Source organism: Bradyrhizobium sp. MI1.7 (assembly GCF_055811795.1).
The window spans coordinates 22,180-43,875 of sequence record NZ_JBVVPO010000055.1; the positions used below are offsets into that span (position 1 = coordinate 22,180).

Below are 21,696 nucleotides of genomic sequence, written 5' to 3' on the forward strand. Positions count from 1 at the left end.
AAGACCCGGGCCGAGCTCAAGGCGGAGGCGACAAAGCCGCTTGCGGCGGAGTGACCGCCCGTGCGACTTTAGCCCCATTGCCTGGCGTATTTTCGAGTGGAGTAAGGGCGATGAAGGCGATTATCGTCGGTGGCGGTATCGGTGGTCTCACCACGGCATTGATGCTGCGCTCGCGCGGCATCGGATGCGAGATTTTCGAGCAGGCCGACACCATCCGCGAGCTCGGCGTCGGCATCAACACGCTGCCGCATGCGATGCGGGAGCTTGCCGGCCTCGGTCTCCTCCAGCAGCTCGACGACGTCGCGATCCGGACCGACCAGCTCTATTACCTCAATCGCCACGGCCAGGAGGTCTGGCGCGAAGCCCGCGGCATCGACGCCGGCCATGACGTGCCGCAATTCTCGATTCACCGTGGCCGCCTTCAGGGCGTCATCCATCGTGCCGTCGAGGAGCGGCTCGGGCCGGAGGCAATTCACACCGGCTGCCGCCTCGGCGCCTTCACGCAGGACGAGGGCGGCGTCACCGCTTATTTCTTCGACCGCTCGGGCGCGCACATCCATACTGCGCGCGGTGATATCCTGATCGGCGCTGACGGCATCCATTCACGCGTTCGCGACACGCTGTTCCCGAACGAGGGACCGCCGTGCTGGAACGGCCTGATGCTATGGCGCGGTGCGCGCGATTGGCCGCTGTTCCTCACCGGCAAGTCGATGATCGTGGCCGGCGGCCTCAACGCCAAGGTGGTGATCTACCCGATCGCAGAGGGATCGAGCCCGGCGAGCCGTCTCACCAACTGGGCGGTGCTGGTGAAGGTCGGCGAGGGCAATGCCCCGCCGCCCCGGAAGGAAGACTGGTCGCGGCCCGGCCGGCGCGAGGAGTTGATGCCGCATGTCGCGCGCTTCTCGGTGCCCTATATCGACGTCAAGAGCCTGATCTCGGCAACGCCCGAGTTCTACGAATATCCGACCTGCGACCGCGATCCCTTGCCTTACTGGTCGTCCGGGCGCGTTACGCTGCTCGGCGATGCCGCGCATCCCATGTATCCGGTCGGCTCCAACGGCGCATCTCAGGCGATCCTCGACGCGCGCTGCCTTGCCGATGCGCTGGTGCGCGCCGAGCATCCGCGCCAGGCTTTGCTTGAATATGAGAAGAAGCGTCTGCCGATGACCGCTGACATCGTCCGCTCCAACCGGCGCGGCGGCCCCGAGGGCGTCATCGACGCCGTCGAGCAGCTTGCACCCGATGGCTTCGACAACGTCGACAACGTGCTGAGCTATTCCCAGCGCGAGGCGATCGTCCGCGGCTACGCCACCAAGGCCGGCTTCGCCGCAGTGCCGGGTCTGGCGGCGGTGCGCGCTTAAGACTCGCTGCTAGCCGCCGGGCGGCGGCGGCAGGAAGTGGATGTTGAACTCGGCGGCCATCGCCACCACGTCCTCCGGCTTCTGTTCCTTCATGTTGTGAAGGCCCCAGAACAGGTCGAACAGCTTGCGGGTCGGCGACACCCAGAACAGCACCTTTGCCGTCTGCTCCGACTTGTTGAAGATGCCGTGCGGCACGCCCATACCGAGGCGGATCAGATCGCCCGCGGTCGCCTGCGACTCCGAATTGCCGAGCATGAAGTCGAGCTTGCCCTCGAGCATGTAGAGATACTCATCCTGGTCGGGATGGATGTGCGGCGGCACGAATGTGCCCGGCGGCAATGTCGCGTGCCAGGAGAAGCTGTGCTCGGTATTGCTCTTCGGCACATAGGTCTGGCCGAGGATGTTCCAGGAAATGCCCTGGATCCCTTCATTGGCCCGTGTGATGCCGGTGATTTCGCTCTTCATTGCAGTCCTCCCGTAATGCGGTGCGGCTTAGTTTGCCGCCTTGCAGTCCTTGGCATAGCGGTCGCCATAGTTCTCGAAGACCTTCTGAACGATCTCGGTCTGGAACTTGCCGTCCGCACGCTTGGCGACCTTGGTCAGATAGAAATCCTGGATCGGATAGCCGTTGGTGTTGAACTTGAAGGCGCCGCGCAGAGAGGTGAAGTCGGCCTTCTTCAGCGCAGCCCCAACCGCATCCTTGTTCGAGAGATCGCCTTTCACGGCCTTGACCGCGCTGTCGATCAGCATCGCGGCGTCATACGCCTGGAAAGCGTAGGTGCCGGGCACGACGTTGTAGGCGGCTTCATAGGCCGCGACGAACTTCTTGTTCTGGGGATTGTCGAGATTGGGCGCCCAGTTCGCGCCGCCAAACATGCCGACGGCCGCATCCTGCTGTGCCGGTAAGGTCGATTCATCCACCGTGAAAGCCGAGAGCACCGGAATGCTGTCGGCAAGGCCAGCCTGCCGGTATTGCTTGACGAGATTGACGCCGAGGCCGCCTGGCATGAACGTGAACAGCGCATCGGGCTTCTGCGACGAGATCTTGGAAAGTTCCGGCTGGAAGTCCAGCGTGTTCAGCGGCATGTAGGATTCTTCGACGATCTCGCCCTTGTAGTCGAGCTTGAAGCCCGCCACCGAATCCTTGCCGGCCTGATAGTTCGGCACCATCAGATACATGCGCTTGTAGCCGCGATCCTGCGCCACCTTGCCGAGGATCTCGTGGACCTGGTCGTTCTGATACGACGTCACATAGAAGAACGGGTTGCAGTCCTTGCCGGCGAAAGTCGATGGCCCGGCGTTGGGGCTGATCAGGAACGTCTTGGACTCCGTAATGGGGCGGTGGATCGCCTGGAGGATGTTGGAGAAGATCGGGCCGACCACGAAGTCGACCTTGTCGCGCTCCAGAAGGCCCTTGACCTTCGTGACCGCTGCGTCGGGCTTCAACTCGTCATCGGCGACGATCACCTCGACATCTCGGCCGCCCATCTTGCCGCCGAGATCCTTCACGGCGAGTGCAAAGCCGTCGCGGACCTGCTGGCCAAGCGCGGCGGCGGGGCCCGACAGGGTCACGACCACGCCCAGCTTGATCTTCTCCTGGGCGAAGGAAGGGCTCACCGCGGTGCCGAGCAGCAGGGCGGCGGCGGCCAAGGTCGTTTGCGTCTTCATGATGTGTCCCCCGTGACGATCGGGCTTGCGCAGCAAGCCGCGTACTCCAATTCAAGCTTATGCCGATGATGGCGGCCGCGGCAAGCAAGCTCAAGGCGTGGCCATCCTGCGGGCAGTGCGCATGCAAGTGGCGCGCCAATTATTTGAAGCCTAAAGAAATTCGAGTGTGGTCGATTGTTGCAGCTTTAGGCTTGCGGCCCGGGCCGATTTATTTGAAGCTCAAAACGTTGGGGAATCCGTGCTGGCGCCAGGCCGGCCATGAGTGACTGCATCGAGATGCTCGATTCCGAGACCAAGGCCGTCGAGACGCCGGAGGACCACGCCGAAGAGCTTCGGCTGTGGCTGCGTTTGCTCACCTGCACCACCCTGATCGAAGGCGAAGTCCGTGGCCGCCTGCGACAGCGCTTCGACGTCACGCTGCCCCGGTTTGACCTGATGGCGCAGCTCGACAAGGCGCCCGATGGCATGACGCTGTCCGACGTCTCCAAGCGCATGATGGTGTCTAACGGCAACGTCACCGGCCTCGTCGAACGGCTGGTGGAATCGGGCCATCTCGACCGGCGCACCTCGGAGACGGACCGCCGCGTCCAGGTGATCCGCCTCACAAAGCTGGGTCGCGCCGAGTTTCGCAGGATGGCTGCGGAGCACGAGACCTGGATCGCCGATCTGTTCGCCGACCTGACCCCGAAGGACGTCCGCGAATTGATGCGGCTCCTGGCCAAGACAAAGGCGTCGGCGCAGAAATCGGCCGCTCGCCGCCGGCCGTAGTCCGCCAGCGGGGCACCCCGCCAGTCCCACCACCTTGCCGCAGGAAAATGCATGGGATGCCCAAAATCCGCTATTGCGCCGAATTGTTTTAAGCCTAAAATGTTTCCCATATGATGCTGCCGGGTGCTTTCCATGCTGAAAGGAACGTGCGATGGCCAACGCCGCTAAGGCTCAAGAGTCGGGCTCGTATGACGGCAACGCCGCGACAGCCCACGTCGATACATTCGCACGGCAGCATCTGCCGCCGCGAGAGTTCTGGCCCGAATTCATCTTCACGCGGCCGGAGCTGCACTACCCGCCGCGATTGAACTGCGTCAGCTATTTTCTCGACCGCTGGGTCGAGCAGGGCCACGGCGACGCGCCGTGCGTGATCAGTCCGGCCGTCAGCTACACCTATCGCGAGCTGCAAGCGCTCGTGAACCGCATCGCCAACGTGCTGGTTCGCAAGCTTGGTCTCGTAACCGGCGGACGCGTGCTGCTGCGCTCCGCCAACAATCCGATGATGGTTGCGACCTATCTCGCGGTGATCAAGGCTGGCGGCATCGTCGTGGCGACCATGCCTCTGCTGCGCGCCAAGGAACTATCTTATCCGATCCAGAAGGCGGAGATTACGCTCGCGCTCTGCGATGGAAAACTCTCGGAGGAGATGGAGAAGGCGAAAGCGGCGGCGCCCGGTCTCAAGCACGTGGTCTATTGGGGCAACGGCGCGTCGGACTCGCTCGAGGCGCTGATTGCTGATGCGAGCCCGGAGTTCAAGGCGGTCGATAGCGCCGCCGATGACATCTGCCTGATTGCCTTCACGTCGGGCACGACGGGCGATCCCAAGGGCACCATGCATTTCCATCGGGATATGCTGGCCGTCTGCGACGGTTATGCGCACAACATCTTGAGGGCGGAGCAGAAGGATCGCTTCGTCGGTTCAGCGCCGCTCGCCTTTACCTTCGGCTTCGGCGGCGTGCTGTTTCCGATGCATATCGGCGCTTCCTTCGTCGTGCTGGAGAAGACGACGCCGGACGACATGCTGACGGCGATCGAGCAATACAAGACCTCGGTCTGCTTCACCGCGCCGACCGCCTATCGCGCCATGATCGGCAAGCTCGCGGGTCGCGACATTTCTTCGCTGCGAAAGTGCGTCTCTGCGGGCGAGACCCTCCCCAAGCCGACATTCGATGCCTGGCTCAAGGCCACCGGCATCAAGCTGATGGACGGCATCGGTTCGACCGAGCTGCTGCACATCTTCATCAGCGCGACCGTGGACGAGATCCGTCCCGGCGCAACCGGCAAACCCGTGCCGGGTTACGAAGCAAAAATCGTCGATGACGACGGCAATGACCTGCCGCCGGGCACGATGGGGCGGCTCGCGGTGCGCGGCCCGACCGGCTGCCGCTATCTCGCCGACGAGCGGCAGCGCAAATACGTCCAGAACGGCTGGAACATCACCGGCGATACCTATCTGATGGATAGCGACGGCTACTTCTGGTACCAGTCGCGCTCCGACGACATGATCGTGTCAGCCGGGTACAACATCGCGGGCACGGATGTGGAGGCGGCGCTGCTGACGCATCCATCCGTAGCCGAGTGCGGCGTCGTCGGTGCGCCGGACGAGGCGCGTGGCATGATCGTGAAGGCTTATGTCATCGCCGCCCCCGGTGTGACGCCGGACGCTCAGCTCGCAGCGGAGTTGCAGGAGCATGTCAAACGTGAGATTGCGCCTTACAAATATCCGCGCGCGATCGAGTTCGTGGCGCAACTGCCGAAGACCGAGACCGGCAAGTTGAAGCGATTTGCCCTGCGGCAGTTGGCGCAGGCTGCAGCGACGTCCTCTGGCGTTGCGGCGGAATAAGAGAAGGATGAAGAATTGTCCGTGACGACGCCGAAAGGCCCGCACCTCGCGGTGCTGCCGACAGCAGCCGAGGGCGAAACCGGCTCCAGGGCGCAGGTGCTCCAACCGTCCGGCTGGCCGCTACCGAAAGGCTATGCCAACGGCATGGCCGCCGAGGGACGCATCGTCGTCACCGGCGGCGTGATCGGCTGGGACGTCGAGGAGCGTCTCGCGGAGGGCTTTGTCGCGCAGGTGCGCCAAGCCCTGAGCAACATCGCCGAGATACTGGCGGAGGCGGGTGCGCGGCCCGAGCACCTCGTGCGCCTGACCTGGTACGTCGTCGACATGGACGAATACCTGGCGAACCTGAGGGAGCTCGGCAAGAGCTACCGTGCCACCTTCGGTGCGCACTATCCTGCGATGGCGCTGGTGCAGGTCGTCCGCCTCGTCGAGAGGGCGGCGCGCGTCGAGATCGAAGCCACCGCTGTCATTCCCCGCTAAGTCGCCTTCGGTTCGCGCCTAACTGGCCCTGGCGAGATCGTCGTCCTCGGGCGAATTCATATAGACGCCCGATACAGTGTCGACCCAGCACAGATGGTCGTGCACCTTCTTGACGCCCTCGACGTTCTCCGCCGCGACGACGGCGGCCTGACGCGCGCGTTCCTCGGTGATGACGCCGCTGAGATGAACGATGCCGTCCCGGACGATGACGTTCAGTCCGAACGGGCACCAGTCGTTTTTCTCCATGGTGTCGATGATACGGCCGCGAATGTGATCGTCGTCGGCCGTCGGATCCGGTACCTCGCGGGCGAGCCCCGCCACCGCCTGCAATAAATTCGCGCGCGAGACGATGCCGACGACTTTGTCGCCGCGCACCACCGGCAGCCGCTTTACGTTGTTCCGTTCCATGAGATCAACGATTTCCGCGAGCGCCGTATCCTCGGTGATGGTCACGACCGAGGCGGTCATCACCTCCGAGACCTTGCGGCCATGTTCGTGGACGAAATCGCTGGCGGATGCGCCGGGGCCGAGGATGAACCGCAGCCAGCGGCCTCGCTTGCGACCGGTGCCGATTTCGCTGCGGCGGACGAAATCCCCCTCGGAGACCACGCCGACCAGCTTGCCGGCATCGTCGACCACGGTGAGGCCGCTGACGTGCCGCTTCAGCATGATGTTTGCCGCCTCGACGATGCTGGTGTGGGGGGCAACCGAGATGACCGAGCGGGTCATGATCTGGTGGGCGCGCATGGGAAAGCTCCGCAAGTTCACACGAATATCGATGTGTGGAGCTTAGGGCACCGGCAGGAAGCTGATTTGACCCAAGTCAAGCTGGTCCGCACCTAATCCTCGGGCTCTGCATTCGGGGCGAGGTCGGAGGAGCGGAACGGCTTGGCCTTGTCCAGTTTCCGGTAAGCGTTCGAGGCGGTCCGCAACAGCTTCTTTTGGCGCTTCCGGTTGAGGAAGCGAATGCCCGCCTCGGGGACGGCCTCGTTCAGCGACGCTGCCAGGGTTTGGCCTCGTGCATCGTCGTTCAATTGCCCGAGGGACTTCTGCGCCTTGCGCAATTGCTTGAGGATCGACTTCTGTTTGGTCAGCGATTCGTCTGCAAACAAATCCTCTAGCGATTCGATCGAATAGGTCAGCCGTTTGTTGAGGAGCCGCAGCTTGTGCCGTTTTTCGACGTCGAGCTTGCGGAGTTTCCGCGCCTTCCTGAGCAGCGTCGTTTCCCATTCCGTAAGCTGCGCCGTCGCGTGGTCGGCAAGCGGGCAACGGCGCAATCGGATGGCCTCCTTGCTGCGCCGGGTCGACCAAGGACCGCTCTCGATCCAGGCCGAGGTCTGCTCGACAAGACGGCGATACCGCGCCGATTGCAGCGCGCGCGCCAGCAGGCGGTGGCTCTCGGCGCGCTTCTCGTCCCAATGCTGGAGCTCGGCGATCACATCAAGCTCGCCTCCGCTCTCGGCGATAACCCGCTCGATCGCCACGTCGAGGTCGCGCACCATGCCGAGCTGGCTGTTCAGCCATTTCAGTTCGGCCCAGACATTCGGCCGCAGGGCATCGTCGACCATGGGCGAGAAGAAGCGGATGGCGGTGCGCAGATGCGTCAGTGCGATCCGGATCTGATGCAGCGCCTCGGGATCGCCGTGGCAGGTGCCATCGTGCTGGGCGAGGACGGCATCGAGGTGACGGCGGGCGATGATCCGGAACGCGGTGTCGCAGGCCATGCCAGGGCTGAGGCGGCCGGGCAGAACATTGCGCCGCGCCGCAGGCTTGGCGCGAGCGGTCGCCATCGAACTCGTGGTGGGTCGCGCCATCCTAGCCCGCGCCAATCAGATTGCCCTATTTGCCCTCAGCGATTACGTCCCGGCAATTCTGGAGCGTCTGCGCTTGTGTCCTGGATGCATCGATGGTCGCCCAACCGACATGGCCGATATTATAGTGCTCTTGCTGCGCGGCAACCTCTTGCGTGGCGTCGGACGCGTCGCCCCGGCGGCCGCCGATTCGCGCCTGGCGGGTGGCGAGGTCGGCGACGAGGAATAGTCCATTGAGCGGTACGCCGCACTCGTGGGCCAGGGCGGCCATCTCGTCTCGCTCGGACTCGCGCGCAAAGACGGCGTCGACGATTGCCGAATGGCCTTGCGCCAGAACCTGCCGGGCGCGCTGCATCAGCACCTCGTAGACCTGCGCCGTCACGTCAGGCCGGTACGTGGACGGCGGTAGCCGTTCGGTGTGTCCCACCTGAAACAGCTGCTTGCGAATGACGTCGCTGCGCAGCACGACGGCGCCCGGCTGTGGTGCCACGGCGGGCGCCAGCGCGCGCGCGAGCACGGATTTGCCGGTACCCGACAGTCCGCCAACCGCGATCAGGCGAGGGGCGGGGGGATGAATCAAAGCCCGGGCGAGCTCGAAATAGCGGCGCGCCTCGTCGAGAGTGCCGGGGCCGTCGGCATCAGGCCGTCTCAGCCGCGCCAGCGCCACCTGCGCACGGATCGCCGCGCGAATGGACATGAACAGTGGCAGCGCAGCCAGGGCGTCGAGCGTTTCGCCGGGCGCCGTCATCAGATAATGGTTCAGGACGGCATTGGCCGTGGCCGACTGGTCATGGCGCAGCAGGTCCATCAGCGTGAACGCAAGATCGTAGAGCACGTCCACGGTCGCCATCTGCGCGTCGAATTCGATCGCGTCGAACAGGACAGGCTGCCGATCGATCAACGCGATATTGGCAAGATGCAAGTCGCCGTGACAGCGGCGCACGAAACCGTGGCGCGCGCGTTCTTCCAGTGTAGCGCGGACGCGCAGGAATGCCTGATGTGAGGCTTCGCAGAGTTGCTCGATCTGGGCGGCTTCGAAATGATCGCCATTGCGCAGCCCGGTGCTGTTGCCATCGATCAGCGCAGGAATGGAGGCAATCCATGCGGTGCCGTCCGCGACCGGCGCTCTCGCATGCGATGCTGCGATCGCATCCGCGATGGCCGGGGCGAGCTCTGCATCCAGCGGGCCGGTTTTGGCCACACGGTCCAGCGTCCGGTTTTCGTCGAAGCGGGACATGTCGACCGCATACTCGACCGGCCGGCCGCCACCGTCGATCTCGATCGATCCATCCGGCTCCTCCGTGATCGCCACGACGCGGTGATAGATTTGCGGCGCGAGCGGCCGGTTGATCCTGATCTCCTCTTCGCAGGCCGCCTCGCGCTTTTCGAGCGTCGAATAGTCGAGGAATGGAAACTTGACAGCCCGCTTGATCTTCAGGGCGCGCGTTCCGTCGAGAAACACCGACGCTGCGTGGGTGTTGATCCGCTTTACGCCAGGACGCGCGTTTAGAGCTTCGAAGACCCGTTCCTGGATTGCAGAATCGTCTGTCATCTCAGCAGGCATTTCCAGATGCGTCAGCGGTGAGGCAGCAGGCTAATCCTTAGAGGCGGATCGGGGCCAGTCCTTGACATCGGTCAAAGCCTGTCGTCGGCTGGCTGCGCGGTGTTCCCGCCTTGAGGAGGATCAAGCTTCCCGGCGAAAGGTGGCTTATCCTAACCGGTAAGGAGAATCCCGATGCCCATCAAGGATGTCTTTCTGCCGCTTGTCGGCCAACCGCGCGGACCGGCCCTCGCCGCGATCGCGACATGCGTGGCTGTCACCGCCGACCTCGGCGCCAGGATCACCGCGCTCGCGCTCGAGGAAGATGTTTTCGTGCGGCCGAAGGTCATCATCCCTGGCGATCTGGATTCCGCGGAGGCGAGCGGTTCGCGTGAGGTAAGCGACGTGCAGCAACTCCTCAACGCCTTCACCAATGCAGCCTCCCGCGCCAACATTCGCGCCCAAAGCCGATCGGGCAAGGTGCCCGCGGACCAGATCGCGTCGATCCTGGCCGAGCATGCGCGCTTCAGCGATCTGACGCTGGTCCCCGTGAGGCCGCATGACAGTCAGACGGAGCGCATCATCGAAACGCTCCTGTTCGAATCCGGCCGGCCGCTGCTGCTCTGCCCGGAACAGCATGTGGACGAGCTGCGACCGGAGTTCGAGAACGTCATGATCGCCTGGGATCACTCCGCCCGCGCCGCGCGGGCCGTCGGCGACGCGCTGCCCATTCTTCAGGCTGCTTCATCCGTCCGGGTGGTCACGGTGGCGGACGACAAGACCGATGCCATCGTGCAATCCGGAACCGCGCTCGTCGATCATCTGAGGGAACACGGGGTCTACGCCTCGTTCGAAACGACGAAGGGCGGCGGCAGCTCGATCGGCAAGGTGCTCGGAAGCTGGGCTAATTCCCATGCCGTGGATGCGATCGTGATGGGCGCCTACCATCATTCACGCCTGAACGAGATCGTTTGGGGTGGTGTGACAAAGACTGTCATTGGCCAGCCGCCGTGCTGGGTTATGATCTCGCACTAGGCGCATCGCCAGTTTATCGGCCTAATTGTCAATCATCGGAACCGCCACCGACCGGGCGCATTTGCTTTCATGTCAACCTATCGCTTGAAGAATCTGCTGTCGCCGCGTTCGGTTGCGCTCGTCGGCGCGAGCGCCCGCCCGGTCTCGGTCGGACGCGCCGTTCTCGAGAACATTCACAAAGCCGAGTTCAAGGGTCGGTTCGGCCTCGTCAATCCGCGCCATGCCGAGATCGGCGGCATCGCTGCGGTGGGCAGTCTGGACAGGCTGGACTTCGTGCCCGAGCTCGTGGTCATCACCGCGCCGGCGCGGGAGGTTCCCGGCATCATTGACCAGGCCGGACGTCGCGGCTCGGCCGGCGCGCTGATCGTCTCGGCGGGCCTCGGTCACGGACCGGGATCCCTGCACGAGGCCGCGATCGCTGCTGCACGCAAATACGGCATGCGGCTGATTGGGCCGAACTGCCTCGGCATCATGATGCCGGGCGTCAGCCTCAATGCAAGCTTTGCCGCGCACATGCCGGGGGCGGGCAACCTCGCGCTGATCTCGCAATCCGGCGCGATCGCGGCCGGAATGGTGGATTGGGCTGCGCAGCGCGGCGTTGGGTTCTCCGGCATTGTCACGATCGGCGATCAGATCGATGTCGATATTGCCGACCTGCTCGATCATTTCGCGATGGATCCCAAGACCCGCGCGATCCTGCTTTACATCGAAGCCATCAAGGACGCGCGCAAGTTCATGTCGGCGGCACGGGCCGCGGCGCGCGTCAAGCCGGTCGTCGTGGTGAAGTCCGGCCGCATGGCGCAGGGTGCCAAAGCGGCGGCAACCCATACCGGCGCGCTCGCCGGCGCCGACGCCGTCTATGACGCCGCGTTCCGCCGTGCGGGCGTCCTGCGGGTCTCCGATCTGCGCGAGCTGTTCGATTGCGCCGAGACGCTCGGTCGCGTTGAACCGCCGGCGGGAAAGCGTCTCGCCATCCTCACCAATGGCGGCGGCATCGGTGTCCTGGCCGTGGATCGGTTGGTGGACCTTGGTGGAATCCCGGCGTCCATCTCGGCCGCGACGCGCAAGAGCCTCGATGCGGTGCTGCCGCCGACCTGGTCCGGTTCGAATCCCGTCGACATCGTCGGTGATGCCGATGCATCGCGCTACGCGGCCGCACTGGAGGTGCTGCTCGCGGACCCTGATAATGATGCCGTCCTCGTCCTCAACGTGCAGACCGCGATCGCCCCGGCGGCCGACATCGCCGCGACCGTGACCGAGCTCGTCGGCAAATATCGCGAGAAGCAGCGCCGATGGGCGAAGCCCGTGCTGGCGGCTTGGGTCGGAGCCGATCAGAACATCATTCAGGCGCTCTCCGGCGCGGGCATTCCGAATTATCCGACCGAAGATGATGCGGTGCGCGGCTTCATGCATCTCGTGAGGCATCGCGAGGTCGTAGAGGAGCTGAGCCAGGTTCCTCCCGCGATGCCCGACACGTTCGTGCCTGACGCCCGGGCTGCCAGGCAGATCGTCGCCGCTGCGATCGCGGACGGCCGCAAATGGCTCGATCCCGTCGAGATCAAGCACCTGCTCGGAGCCTATGATATCGCGATGGTACCGACTCGTGCTGCGACCGATGTCGAGCAGGCCGTCGCCTACGCCAGCGAGATGTTCGCGCAAGGCGTCACGGTCGTGCTGAAGATCATGTCGCGCGACATTGTCCACAAATCGGACGTCGGCGGCGTCGTCCTCAATCTGACCACGCCGGAGGCCGTGCGCGCGGCTGCCACCGACATTCTCGCGCGGGCGAGGAAGCTCCGTCCCGAAGCCCGCATCGAGGGCGTCATCGTGCAGGCGATGGTCGTCAAGGCGAAGGCGCGTGAGCTGATCCTGGGTCTTGCCGACGATCCCACCTTTGGCACCGTCGTCGTCTTCGGCCGGGGCGGGACGGCGGTCGAGATCATCAACGACAAGGCACTGGCGCTTCCGCCGCTTGATCTGCAGCTCGCCCGCGACCTGATCGGCCGCACGCGCGTATCACGGCTGCTGAAGGCCTATCGCGACGTACCCGCGGTCGAGCCGGACGCCGTCGCGCTGGTGTTGGTCAAGCTCGCCCAGATGGCCGCTGACATTCCCGAGATCCGTGAATTCGACATCAACCCACTGCTTGCGGACGAGACCGGCGTGACTGCGGTCGACGCCCGCGTCGCGGTGGGGCCGCCGCAGCGCAAATTCGCCGGCTCCGGCCCGGCCAACTTCGCCGTCCGGGCCTATCCGTCGCAGTGGGAGCGCCGCCTGGCGCTCAAGGACGACTGGCGCATCTTCGTACGGCCCTTGCGTCCCGAGGACGAGCCGACCATCCACGAATTCCTGCGTCACGTCACGGCGCACGACCTCCGCCTGCGCTTCTTCGCGCCGATGAAGGAGTTCACCCACGAGTTCATCGCGCGCCTGACCCAGCTCGACTATGCGCGCGCAATGGCCTTCATCGCATTCGACGAAGCGACCGGCGAGATGGTCGGCGTGGTCCGGCTCCATTCGGACTCGGTCTATGAGAGCGGCGAATATGCGATCCTGCTGCGGTCGGACCTCAAGGGCAGGGGGCTCGGATGGGCGTTGATGCAGTTGATCATCGACTATGCGAGGTCGGAGGGGCTGAAGACCATCTCGGGTGATGTTCTCAGGGAGAACACCACAATGCTTGAGATGTGCCGCCAGCTCGGCTTCGACGTGAAGCCGGATTCGACCGAGCCCGACCTCTGTGACGTCAGGCTCAAGCTCTGAGCGTTCCGATCACGAGTGCGCTTCGCGCGATGCGGCGGATTCCGTGGCCGTTTTCCGCAGACTCTTGACGATGATCGCGATCAGCGGCACCAGCACCGGCACAATCGTGCTGAGCGGATGATGGACCGCGCCTGACACCTGGGCTTGGAGCGCCCGCGCCTCGAGCTGCAAGGCTTCGATAGATGCGCCGTGAATTTCATTGGCGAGCTCGATGTCGCGGCCGGATGGAGGACGGCCGGCAACGATGAGGAGAATCGCCGCGATGGCGAAATTGACGGTGCCGAGGATGGCGGCCGCCGCAATTGCGCTCCAGATCTGGACCAGGGCGAAATAGGCCGACAGCTCCAGCATCAGGAGCCCGAATGTCGCGATCAGGGCCGCGAAGGCCCGCAGGCCGAGACCGATCAACAGATGGCGCAGCCTGATGTCCGCGATGATCCTGTCGATGCGCCACAGCACGCGCAGATGTTTGACGACATTCTCCGTGTTCACCTAGTGTCTCCTCAGCATGACGCCGACGACCACGCCGAGCGCGAAAGCCGAGGCCAGCGACGTGACCGGGCGTTCCGCAATGAGGCGCTGAAGCTGCTCCTGCTCGTCGCTGACGGTTTCTCCGAGCTCGGCAAGCGCAGCCTTGATCTGATCGGCCAGAGCCTCGGCCCGGTCTTTCGAGCTGTCGAACATCTCTTCGCCTGCGGTGCTCAGCAGACGCGTGACGTCAACCTTCAACGCTCGCAGTTCTTCGCTCATCCTGTCGCTGTTGAACATGGATTTGAGAACTCCCTTGAATGGAAACGACCCTAAGGCCCGGTGGCGCGGCCGCGCTTGATTTGCGTCAAGGGACGAAGCGCGGTCCTGGTCTTGAGACAGGTCAACCCGGCCGCCACATGCTGGCCTAGAAGTGGCGGCTGAATGGGGACCAATTGTCCCGATGAGGTGGAAGCGTGAACTCCGAACCGCTGTTGCTGGCAACGCCCTCCGGCGATGTGCTGAAATTGCGCCCGGAAGGGCCGTGGACGGCAGCCAACGTGTCGGCGCTCGAAACGCTGTCCCGTTCGGTCGGGGCCGATGTCGATCGATCCAGCGCCGTGACGCTGGACATGTCTGGCGTCAGCGCGCTCGACACGCTCGGCGCCTGGGTGTTGGAGAAGCTGTCGCGACGGGCCGCATCATCCGGCAGATCGGCCGAATTCGTCGGCGTTGCCGATCATTTCAGCGGCTTGATGGATGAGGTGCGTCAGGTCAACCGTCACACCCCGGCGGCTGCGGCCGCGCCAAACCCGGTTCTGCTCAGGCTCAGCGATCTCGGCAAATCCACGGTTGGCGCGCGCGAAGACGTCACGATCTTTCTTCAAATGCTGGGTGCATTGTTCATCGCCGTGATCGGCGTGCTGCGCCGGCCACGCTCGCTGCGGCTGACATCGCTTGTCTATCAGCTCTACCGGATCGGCTGGCAGGCCATTCCGATTGTCGTTCTCATTACCTTCCTGATCGGTGCCATCATCGCCCAGCAGGGGTTCTTTCATTTCCGCAGGTTCGGTGCGGAGTCCTACACTGTCGACATGGTCGGAATCCTGGTGCTGCGCGAGCTGGGTGTGCTGATCGTCGCCATCATGGTCGCCGGCCGGTCGGGGAGCGCGTACACCGCCGAGCTCGGCTCGATGAAGATGCGCGAGGAGATCGACGCGCTCTCGACCATGGGCCTCGATCCCGTCCATGTCCTGATACTGCCGCGAGTAGCAGCCCTCGTTATCGCGCTGCCGATCCTCGCGTTCATTGGGGCAGTTGCGGCGCTTTATGGCGGAGGGCTGGTCGCGCAATTCTACGGCGGCATGGCGCCGGCGATCTATATCGCGCGGCTGCATGAGGCCATCTCCGTCACCCATTTCGAGGTCGGCATCCTGAAGGCGCCCTTCATGGCTCTGGTGATCGGGATCGTCGCCTGCAGCGAAGGATTGCGCGTGAAGGGCAGCGCCGAGTCGCTGGGGCGGCAAACCACGACGTCAGTGGTGAAGTCGATCTTCCTGGTGATCGTTCTCGACGGCCTCTTCGCGATCTTCTTTGCCTCGATCGGAATGTGACGATGGAGCAGTCGCAAGAGGAGTTCGCGATCCGCGTCCGCGACCTCGTGGTCGGCTTTGGCCGCCAGACCGTGCTCGATCATCTCTCGCTCGACGTCCGCCGGGGCGAAATCCTAGGGCTCGTCGGTGCGTCCGGCGGCGGCAAGTCGGTGTTGATGCGCACCATCATCGGCCTGATCCCACGCCAGGCCGGCACCATCGACGTGATGGGACAGCCCGTCGGCGGTCGCAAGGAGGGCGCAGCCACGACATGGGGCATCCTTTTCCAGCAGGGTGCGCTGTTCTCCTCGCTGACGGTCCGGCAGAACGTCCAGTTTCCGTTGCGCGAAAATCTGGTGTTGTCGCAAGAGCTGATGGACGAGATCGCGATCGCCAAGCTCGAGATGGTCGGGCTGCGGGCGCAGGACGCCGACAAATATCCGTCCGAGCTCTCGGGCGGCATGACCAAACGCGTGGCGCTGGCCCGCGCACTCGCGCTCGATCCGCCGATCCTGTTCCTGGACGAGCCGACCTCCGGTCTCGACCCGATCGCCGCCGGCGATTTTGACGCGCTGATCGGGACGCTGCAGAAGACCCTCGGCCTCACCGTGTTCATGGTCACCCATGATCTTGCGAGCCTCACCACGGTCTGCGACCGCGTCGCCGCGCTCGCCGACGGCAAGATCGTGGCGATCGGTCCGATGCGCGATTTGCTGCAATCCGAGCATCCCTGGGTGCGCGCCTATTTCCACGGCAAGCGCTCGCAGATGCTGCAACACGAGATGAGATGAGACATGGAAACCCGGGCTCCCTACGTGCTGATCGGCAGCTTCGTGCTGGCCGCTATCCTTGCGGTGTTCGGCTTCGTCTATTGGCTGAACAACACGGGCGGCATCGGGCCGCGCGCGAACTATCATGTGCAATTCCAGGGTCCGGTGCCGGGTCTGCTGGTCGGTGCCGGTGTGCTGTTCAACGGCATCCGGGTCGGCGAGGTGACGCAGATCGGCCTCGCGCCGGATAATCCGCGCTTCGTCAATGCGACGATCTCGGTTGCCTCGACGACACCCGTGCGTACCGACACCAAGGTCGGGCTGGATTTCCAGGGGCTGACCGGCGTGCCGGTGGTGACGCTGGAGGGCGGCATGATCGTTGCCAAGGCCGGCGAGCCCGTGACCCTGGTCGCCGATGCCGGTGCAGGCCAGAGCATGACGCAGGCTGCGCGCGATGCGCTGCGACGGGTCGACACCGTGCTGGAGGACAATTCCGGTCCGCTGAAGGACACTATCGCGAACCTCAAGATATTCTCCGACGGGCTCGCGCGCAACACCGGCAAGATCGACGGTATTCTGGCAGGCCTGGAAAAGATGACCGGCGGCGGGACGCCGGCGCAGAAGATCACCTATGACCTGCGCACGCCGCAGAATCTTGGGCCGGCCGGCAAGACGCTTTCGGCGTCACTGGCGATTCCCGAGCCGACCGCGGTCGCGATGCTCCAGACCCAGCGCATGTTGTTTGCACCCAGCGGGGATAATCCGGGCTTTGCCGAATTCCTCTGGGCCGACAGCATTCCGAAGCTGGTGCAGGCGCGGCTGATCGACAGTTTTGAGAATTACGACATCGCCCACGCGCCCTTACGCACGAGCGATCTCGGCCAGGCGGACTACCAGCTTCTGATCGACATCAGGCGCTTCCGGATCGCCACGGAAGGCGAGGCTCGGGTCGAGATTGGACTGTCGGCACGCATCGTCGACAAGAACGGCAAGGTGGTGGCGTCGCGCCTCGTCGAGACCAGCGAGAAGCTTGACAAGGTCGAGCCGGCCGCAGCGGTCGCAGCGTTCGACACAGCTTTCGCCCGCATTGCAAAGGAGCTGATCGGCTGGACGGTGCAGGCGGTCTAGCAACAGCACAAGACGGCCATGCCCGCCAAAATTGATCTGGGTCAATCGGCTTTGGCGCAGTGCAGTAAAATGCAGCCCGCGCGGTGGGCTCGGCCTGATGCGGGGCAGCCGGTGCTTGGAGCGGTAGATGAAGGCTTCCGTGGTGACGATCGAGCCGAACGGGCATTTTTGTAGCGATTGTGCGGTCCGCGACTTCGCGGTGTGCTCGTCGCTGGACCCGGCCGAGCTCAGGGAATTCGAGCATCTGGGGCGCCGCGTCCTCTTTGACGGGGGCGAGACCGTCTTTTCCGAGGAGGACAGCACGACCTCGTTCTACAATCTCCTCGACGGCGTCATGCGGCTCTACAAGCTGTTGCCCGACGGCCGGCGACAGATCGTGGGATTTGCGTTACCAGGCGATTTCCTGGGGATGAATATTTCCGGCCGTCACAATTTTTCGGCGGATGCGATCGGTGGCGTCACCGTGTGCCAGTTCGCGAAGGCGCCTTTCGGCCGCTTCGTCGAGAGCCGGCCGCATCTCCTCAGGCGGATCAACGAGCTGGCGATTCGCGAGTTGAGCCAGGCGCGCGACCACATGGTCCTGCTCGGCCGCCGATCGGCGGACGAGAAAGTCGCGACGTTTCTGCTCGCCTGGCGCGAGCGGCTATTCTCGCTGAAGGGGGCGTCGGACACTGTTCAGCTGCCGATGAGTCGTCAGGACATTGCCGATTATCTCGGCCTGACCATCGAAACCGTCAGTCGCACCTTCACCAAGCTGGAGCGACATGGGGTGATCGAGATCGTTCATGGCGGCATCAGCCTGCTCGATCCGGCGAAGGTCGAGGCCTTGGCTGCGGCCTGATCCGGCGCTCGCCAATTTTGATCCCAATCAATGACGGCGGTCGTGCGCCGCCAATAATGCCCAAAATAACAGGGGAGGGCATCATGCCGACTGACGCACTGCTGGTGACGATCGCTGTCGTGGTCGTTTTTGTCACATTCGCCGGGGCCTTGGCATGGGCAGACCGGCAAACCAGCGCAGGTCGGCCCGATTCGGACGCCAAGCACTGACGGTCCCGAGATCACAATCGCGTTTTACCGTGCTTGCCGCGGAGGCTTCCACGGCCAGCTCGCGGCCGTTCGGCAGCGCCTCAACGCAATGGTGCGCGCGATAGCTGCAACTCTGCATCGACCGGGACACATTGGCTCATCCCCCGGATGCCGCCTTGGCGCCCGACCGCGGCATTTTCGCCGTATTTGGCTCAAACCGTGCATATGCTTTCCGGTTGAAAAGCCTGCTAACGTTGACTACGCAGGAACTCCAGTGCCTCGCAGTCTTAGGAGCCGAGCGGCGTGCCTCAGGACAAGACCGGCGACCCCCGACAAGCGGCGGGTAACAAATTATCGGTCCTGCGCAAGCACCCGATCTTCGCGGATCTGGAGCCAGATGCGCTCGATCAACTCTGCCGCTACGCCAAGCACACCACGGTGAAGCGCGGTGCGACCATCGCCGCCAAGGGCGATCCCGGCAACAACCTGTTCGCGGTGATCACGGGAACAGTGAAGATTTCCTCTTCTTCGCCGGATGGAAGGAACGCTATTCTCAATCTGATCGGTCCTGGAGAAATCTTTGGCGAGATCGCGGTTCTCGACGGCGCGCCGCGCTCGGCCGACGCGACTGCCAACACCAATTGCGAACTCTACATCATCGACCGTCGCGACTTCCTGCCATTCGTGAAGAGCCAGCCGGCGCTGGCGATGAAGTTCATCGAGCTGCTTTGCGCGCGCCTGCGCTGGACCAGCCAGCAGGTCGAGCAGGTGATCCTGCAAAATCTGCCGGGCCGGCTTGCGAGCGCGCTGCTCGGTCTCACCGAAGAGCGCAAGTTCGACTCCGGCAGCGGCACGCTCGCCATCACGCAGCAGGAGATCAGCGAGATGGTGGGGATGACGCGCGAGAGCATCAACAAGCAATTGCGCGCCTGGGCCGGCCGCAACTGGGTTCGTCTCGAGCACGGCGCCATCGTCGTGCTGGATACCGATGCGCTGCACGACCTCGCCGAGAGCGGCCTCAACGGCGAGTGAGGCCTCAGACCTGATTGTCGACGATGGCGACCGCTCGGGTCCACCCTGCGGACGCTCGCTCGATCTTCACCGGGAAGCATGAGACCGTGAATCCGGTCGACGGCAGCTTGTCGAGATTGTGCAGCTTCTCGAGATGGCAATAGCCGATGTGTCGTCCCGCCTTGTGACCTTCCCAGATCAGGCCGGCATCTTTTGTTTCGGCATATTTCTTCGCGGTGTAGACGAACGGCGCGTCCCAGCTCCAGCCGTCGGTGCCGGTCAGCCGCACGCCGCGTTCGAGCAGGTACATGGTGGCCTCATAGCCCATGCCGCAGCCGGAGTTGACGTAATCGGCCTGGCCGAATTTGGCGCCGGCGCTGGTATTGACGACCACGATCTCCAGCGGCGACAGCGTGTGCCCGATCCGTTTCAGCTCCTTCTCGACATCGTCGGCAGTCACCACGTACCCATTGGCCAGGTGGCGGAAGTCGAGCTTCACGCCGGGCTGCAGGCACCATTCGAGCGGCACCTCGTCGATCGTCCATGACCGCTCGCCGCGATTCATGGTCGGGTGGAAGTGCCAGGGCGCGTCGAGATGCGTGCCGTTGTGGGTGGACAGCGAGACCTGCTCGACCGCCCAGCCCTGGCCATCCGGCAAATCCTCCGCCTTGAGGCCGTCGAAGAACTGCAGCATGCGGGGCAAGCCCTGCTGGTGATCAATATATTGGATCGTCGGGTGATTGCCCGGCGGATCGGCCGTCACGTCGTTTCCGAGCGGCACGGAAATATCGATCAGCTTCCGCGGCATGGGCATTTCCTCGCGATGTTCCGTTTCGGCGCATCTTGGGCGGGCTCTCCCTGTGGCGTCAAGTAACGCCCCAGTGCAGGCGATTTCGGAAAAACGGGGCATTCGCCGATCGCGCCCTCGAAGTGATGCATGATCGATCGATGCAACTCCAGCATTGATCGATGCCGGATTTGGCTTGGACTCAGAATGCCGCCCGCCCTAGGGACGACGTTGGCGACATCGCGCTGACCAGCGCGCATCGCACAAGGATGGGGCGACCGTCACGTCTGCACCTCCAAGCCGCAACCAATAGCGGTCGATTCTAAAACCAGAGGAACGTCCATGGATATGACGAGCATCGTCACCTCGCGTCCGGCATTGGCCGACGGCGAGGCGGGATTAAAGGGAAGCCGGCACCTGCCGCGCCAGTCCCCGCCGGAGAGGGCGCGATGAAGCTCGCACCTTTCCTCGCCGTGATCATTCACCAGTCAAATCCGCTCGACTCCGCCGCGCAATCCTACCAAGGTGGTGCGTTTGCAACGCTTGACTTTACACCTGAAGTGGAGCGACCCAAGGCGGCCTGCAGCATCGGCCCGACAACGACATAATTAACTCAGGAGGAAGCCCCAGATGAAGACACTCACCGGCATCATCGCAGCCGCCGTACTGGCGGTCTCAGCGCCGCTGGCGACCGCACGCGATTTCCGCTCGGCCGACATCCACCCCGCCGATTATCCGACCGTCGAAGCCGTCAAGTTCATGGGCAAGCAGCTCGCAGCCGCGAGCGGCGGCAAGCTCGGTGTGAAGGTGTTTCCCAACGGAGCCCTGGGCTCGGAGAAGGACACCATCGAGCAGCTGAAGATCGGCGCGCTCGACATGATGCGGATCAACGCATCGCCGCTGAACAACTTCGTGCCCGAGACCATCGCGTTGTGCCTGCCCTTCGTGTTCCGGGACACGCAGCACATGCGCACGGTTCTCGATGGTCCGATCGGCGACGAAATCCTGGCGTCCATGGCGCCCGCGGGCCTGATCGGCCTTGCCTATTACGACAGCGGCGCCCGGTCCATTTACACCGTCAAGGCGCCGGTCAAATCGCTCGCCGACCTCAAGGGCCTGAAGATCCGCGTCCAGCAGTCCGACCTCTGGGTCGGCATGATCCAGAGCCTCGGCGCCAACCCGACACCGATGCCGTATGGCGAGGTCTATACCGCGCTCAAGACCGGCCTCGTGGACGCCGCCGAGAACAACTGGCCGTCCTACGAATCCTCGCGTCACTTCGAGGCCGCCAAGTTCTACAACGTCACCGAGCACTCGCTCGCGCCGGAAGTTCTCGTGATGTCCAAGACGGTCTGGGACACGTTGAGCAAGGAGGATCAGGCGATGGTCCGCAAGGCGGCCAAGGAATCGGTGCCCGTCATGCGCAAGCTCTGGGACGAGCGTGAGCAGGCCTCCCGCAAGACCGTCGAGGCGGCCGGCGTGCAGGTCGTAACGATCGCCAACAAGGCGGAATTCGTCGATGCGATGAAGCCGGTGTACGACAAGTTCGCCGGCGACGAGAAGCTGAAGGGCCTGGTCAAGCGTATCCAGGACACGAAGTAGGGCCACAGCGTCGGGGGGGGGGGGGGGGGGGCGGCGCGGG

22 protein-coding genes are annotated in these 21,696 nt (G+C 64.0%); 14 read left to right on the forward strand and 8 right to left on the reverse strand.

Annotated features, from left to right (window positions below; all coding sequences use genetic code 11):
• Positions 1–110: 110 nt before the first annotated feature.
• Positions 111–1,361 (forward strand): flavin-dependent oxidoreductase, encoded by a 1,251-nt coding sequence (locus AC0L3X_RS34900; protein ID WP_028156622.1) that lies wholly within the window; start codon positions 111–113, stop codon positions 1,359–1,361.
• Between the two features lie 9 nt (positions 1,362–1,370).
• On the opposite strand, the gene AC0L3X_RS34905 is transcribed toward AC0L3X_RS34900, so the two are convergent.
• Both AC0L3X_RS34905 and AC0L3X_RS34910 read right to left on the reverse strand, forming a co-directional pair.
• Complete coding sequence (locus AC0L3X_RS34905; protein WP_007601580.1) at positions 1,371–1,826, reverse strand: cupin domain-containing protein; 456 nt, start codon at positions 1,824–1,826, stop codon at positions 1,371–1,373.
• A 27-nt stretch (positions 1,827–1,853) separates the two neighbouring features.
• Entirely contained in the window at positions 1,854–3,029 is a 1,176-nt protein-coding gene (locus tag AC0L3X_RS34910; protein ID WP_354100405.1) for an ABC transporter substrate-binding protein, read from the reverse strand.
• A gap of 258 nt (positions 3,030–3,287) precedes the next feature.
• Here AC0L3X_RS34910 and AC0L3X_RS34915 point away from each other — a divergent pair, with 258 nt between their 5' ends.
• The 3 genes from AC0L3X_RS34915 (at position 3,288) to AC0L3X_RS34925 (ending at position 6,120) form a co-directional block, all read left to right on the forward strand.
• A complete protein-coding gene (locus AC0L3X_RS34915; RefSeq protein WP_231142628.1) occupies positions 3,288–3,797 on the forward strand; it encodes a MarR family winged helix-turn-helix transcriptional regulator in 510 nt (169 codons plus the stop codon).
• 151 nt (positions 3,798–3,948) lie between these two features.
• The gene (locus AC0L3X_RS34920) at positions 3,949–5,640 is read left to right on the forward strand and encodes a benzoate-CoA ligase family protein (protein ID WP_354130623.1); all 1,692 of its coding nucleotides are present in this window, start codon (positions 3,949–3,951) and stop codon (positions 5,638–5,640) included.
• Between the two features lie 21 nt (positions 5,641–5,661).
• Entirely contained in the window at positions 5,662–6,120 is a 459-nt protein-coding gene (locus AC0L3X_RS34925) for a RidA family protein (RefSeq protein WP_441256270.1), read from the forward strand.
• 18 nt (positions 6,121–6,138) lie between these two features.
• Here AC0L3X_RS34925 and AC0L3X_RS34930 read toward each other — a convergent pair whose 3' ends face one another.
• The 3 genes from AC0L3X_RS34930 to AC0L3X_RS34940 form a co-directional block, all read right to left on the reverse strand.
• Positions 6,139–6,867, reverse strand: coding sequence for a CBS domain-containing protein (locus AC0L3X_RS34930; RefSeq protein WP_354130621.1), 729 nt, complete (start codon positions 6,865–6,867; stop codon positions 6,139–6,141).
• A 92-nt stretch (positions 6,868–6,959) separates the two neighbouring features.
• Positions 6,960–7,934, reverse strand: a complete 975-nt coding sequence (locus tag AC0L3X_RS34935) for a CHAD domain-containing protein (RefSeq protein ID WP_071911849.1) — start codon at positions 7,932–7,934, stop codon at positions 6,960–6,962.
• Between the two features lie 25 nt (positions 7,935–7,959).
• A complete protein-coding gene (locus tag AC0L3X_RS34940; protein WP_354130620.1) occupies positions 7,960–9,483 on the reverse strand; it encodes a bifunctional aminoglycoside phosphotransferase/ATP-binding protein in 1,524 nt (507 codons plus the stop codon).
• A gap of 183 nt (positions 9,484–9,666) precedes the next feature.
• Here AC0L3X_RS34940 and AC0L3X_RS34945 point away from each other — a divergent pair, with 183 nt between their 5' ends.
• Together AC0L3X_RS34945 and AC0L3X_RS34950 are read left to right on the forward strand one after the other, a co-directional pair.
• Complete coding sequence (locus AC0L3X_RS34945) at positions 9,667–10,506, forward strand: universal stress protein (protein ID WP_354130619.1); 840 nt, start codon at positions 9,667–9,669, stop codon at positions 10,504–10,506.
• A gap of 69 nt (positions 10,507–10,575) precedes the next feature.
• A complete protein-coding gene (locus tag AC0L3X_RS34950) occupies positions 10,576–13,269 on the forward strand; it encodes a bifunctional acetate--CoA ligase family protein/GNAT family N-acetyltransferase (RefSeq protein WP_473317156.1) in 2,694 nt (897 codons plus the stop codon).
• A gap of 9 nt (positions 13,270–13,278) precedes the next feature.
• Here the strand turns inward: AC0L3X_RS34950 and AC0L3X_RS34955 are convergent, their stop codons facing one another.
• Complete coding sequence (locus AC0L3X_RS34955) at positions 13,279–13,761, reverse strand: phage holin family protein (RefSeq protein ID WP_063982094.1); 483 nt, start codon at positions 13,759–13,761, stop codon at positions 13,279–13,281.
• Positions 13,762–14,037 (reverse strand): hypothetical protein, encoded by a 276-nt coding sequence (locus tag AC0L3X_RS34960; protein ID WP_063982095.1) that lies wholly within the window; start codon positions 14,035–14,037, stop codon positions 13,762–13,764.
• A 176-nt stretch (positions 14,038–14,213) separates the two neighbouring features.
• On the opposite strand from AC0L3X_RS34960, the gene AC0L3X_RS34965 reads away from it, so the two are divergent.
• The 6 genes from AC0L3X_RS34965 (at position 14,214) to AC0L3X_RS34990 (ending at position 19,288) form a co-directional block, all read left to right on the forward strand.
• Positions 14,214–15,350 carry an ABC transporter permease gene (locus AC0L3X_RS34965; RefSeq protein WP_063982096.1) on the forward strand — a complete coding sequence of 379 codons (1,137 nt, stop codon included), beginning with the start codon at positions 14,214–14,216 and terminating at the stop codon, positions 15,348–15,350.
• 2 nt (positions 15,351–15,352) lie between these two features.
• Complete coding sequence (locus AC0L3X_RS34970) at positions 15,353–16,120, forward strand: ABC transporter ATP-binding protein (RefSeq protein WP_473317157.1); 768 nt, start codon at positions 15,353–15,355, stop codon at positions 16,118–16,120.
• Between the two features lie 3 nt (positions 16,121–16,123).
• A complete protein-coding gene (locus AC0L3X_RS34975) occupies positions 16,124–17,227 on the forward strand; it encodes an ABC-type transport auxiliary lipoprotein family protein (RefSeq protein WP_354130614.1) in 1,104 nt (367 codons plus the stop codon).
• A gap of 127 nt (positions 17,228–17,354) precedes the next feature.
• Positions 17,355–18,068, forward strand: a complete 714-nt coding sequence (locus tag AC0L3X_RS34980) for a helix-turn-helix domain-containing protein (RefSeq protein WP_071911865.1) — start codon at positions 17,355–17,357, stop codon at positions 18,066–18,068.
• A gap of 83 nt (positions 18,069–18,151) precedes the next feature.
• Positions 18,152–18,277 carry a hypothetical protein gene (locus AC0L3X_RS34985; protein ID WP_256461316.1) on the forward strand — a complete coding sequence of 42 codons (126 nt, stop codon included), beginning with the start codon at positions 18,152–18,154 and terminating at the stop codon, positions 18,275–18,277.
• Positions 18,278–18,559: 282 nt separating this feature from the next.
• Entirely contained in the window at positions 18,560–19,288 is a 729-nt protein-coding gene (locus AC0L3X_RS34990; RefSeq protein ID WP_259256673.1) for a Crp/Fnr family transcriptional regulator, read from the forward strand.
• A gap of 4 nt (positions 19,289–19,292) precedes the next feature.
• Here the strand turns inward: AC0L3X_RS34990 and AC0L3X_RS34995 are convergent, their stop codons facing one another.
• On the reverse strand, positions 19,293–20,075 hold the full coding sequence (locus AC0L3X_RS34995) for a cyclase family protein (RefSeq protein WP_259256674.1): 783 nt from the start codon (positions 20,073–20,075) through the stop codon (positions 19,293–19,295).
• 428 nt (positions 20,076–20,503) lie between these two features.
• On the opposite strand from AC0L3X_RS34995, the gene AC0L3X_RS35000 reads away from it, so the two are divergent.
• Together AC0L3X_RS35000 and AC0L3X_RS35005 are read left to right on the forward strand one after the other, a co-directional pair.
• Entirely contained in the window at positions 20,504–20,662 is a 159-nt protein-coding gene (locus AC0L3X_RS35000; protein WP_155795055.1) for a hypothetical protein, read from the forward strand.
• 22 nt (positions 20,663–20,684) lie between these two features.
• Positions 20,685–21,656, forward strand: a complete 972-nt coding sequence (locus tag AC0L3X_RS35005; RefSeq protein ID WP_071911867.1) for a TRAP transporter substrate-binding protein — start codon at positions 20,685–20,687, stop codon at positions 21,654–21,656.
• Positions 21,657–21,696 lie beyond the last annotated feature (40 nt).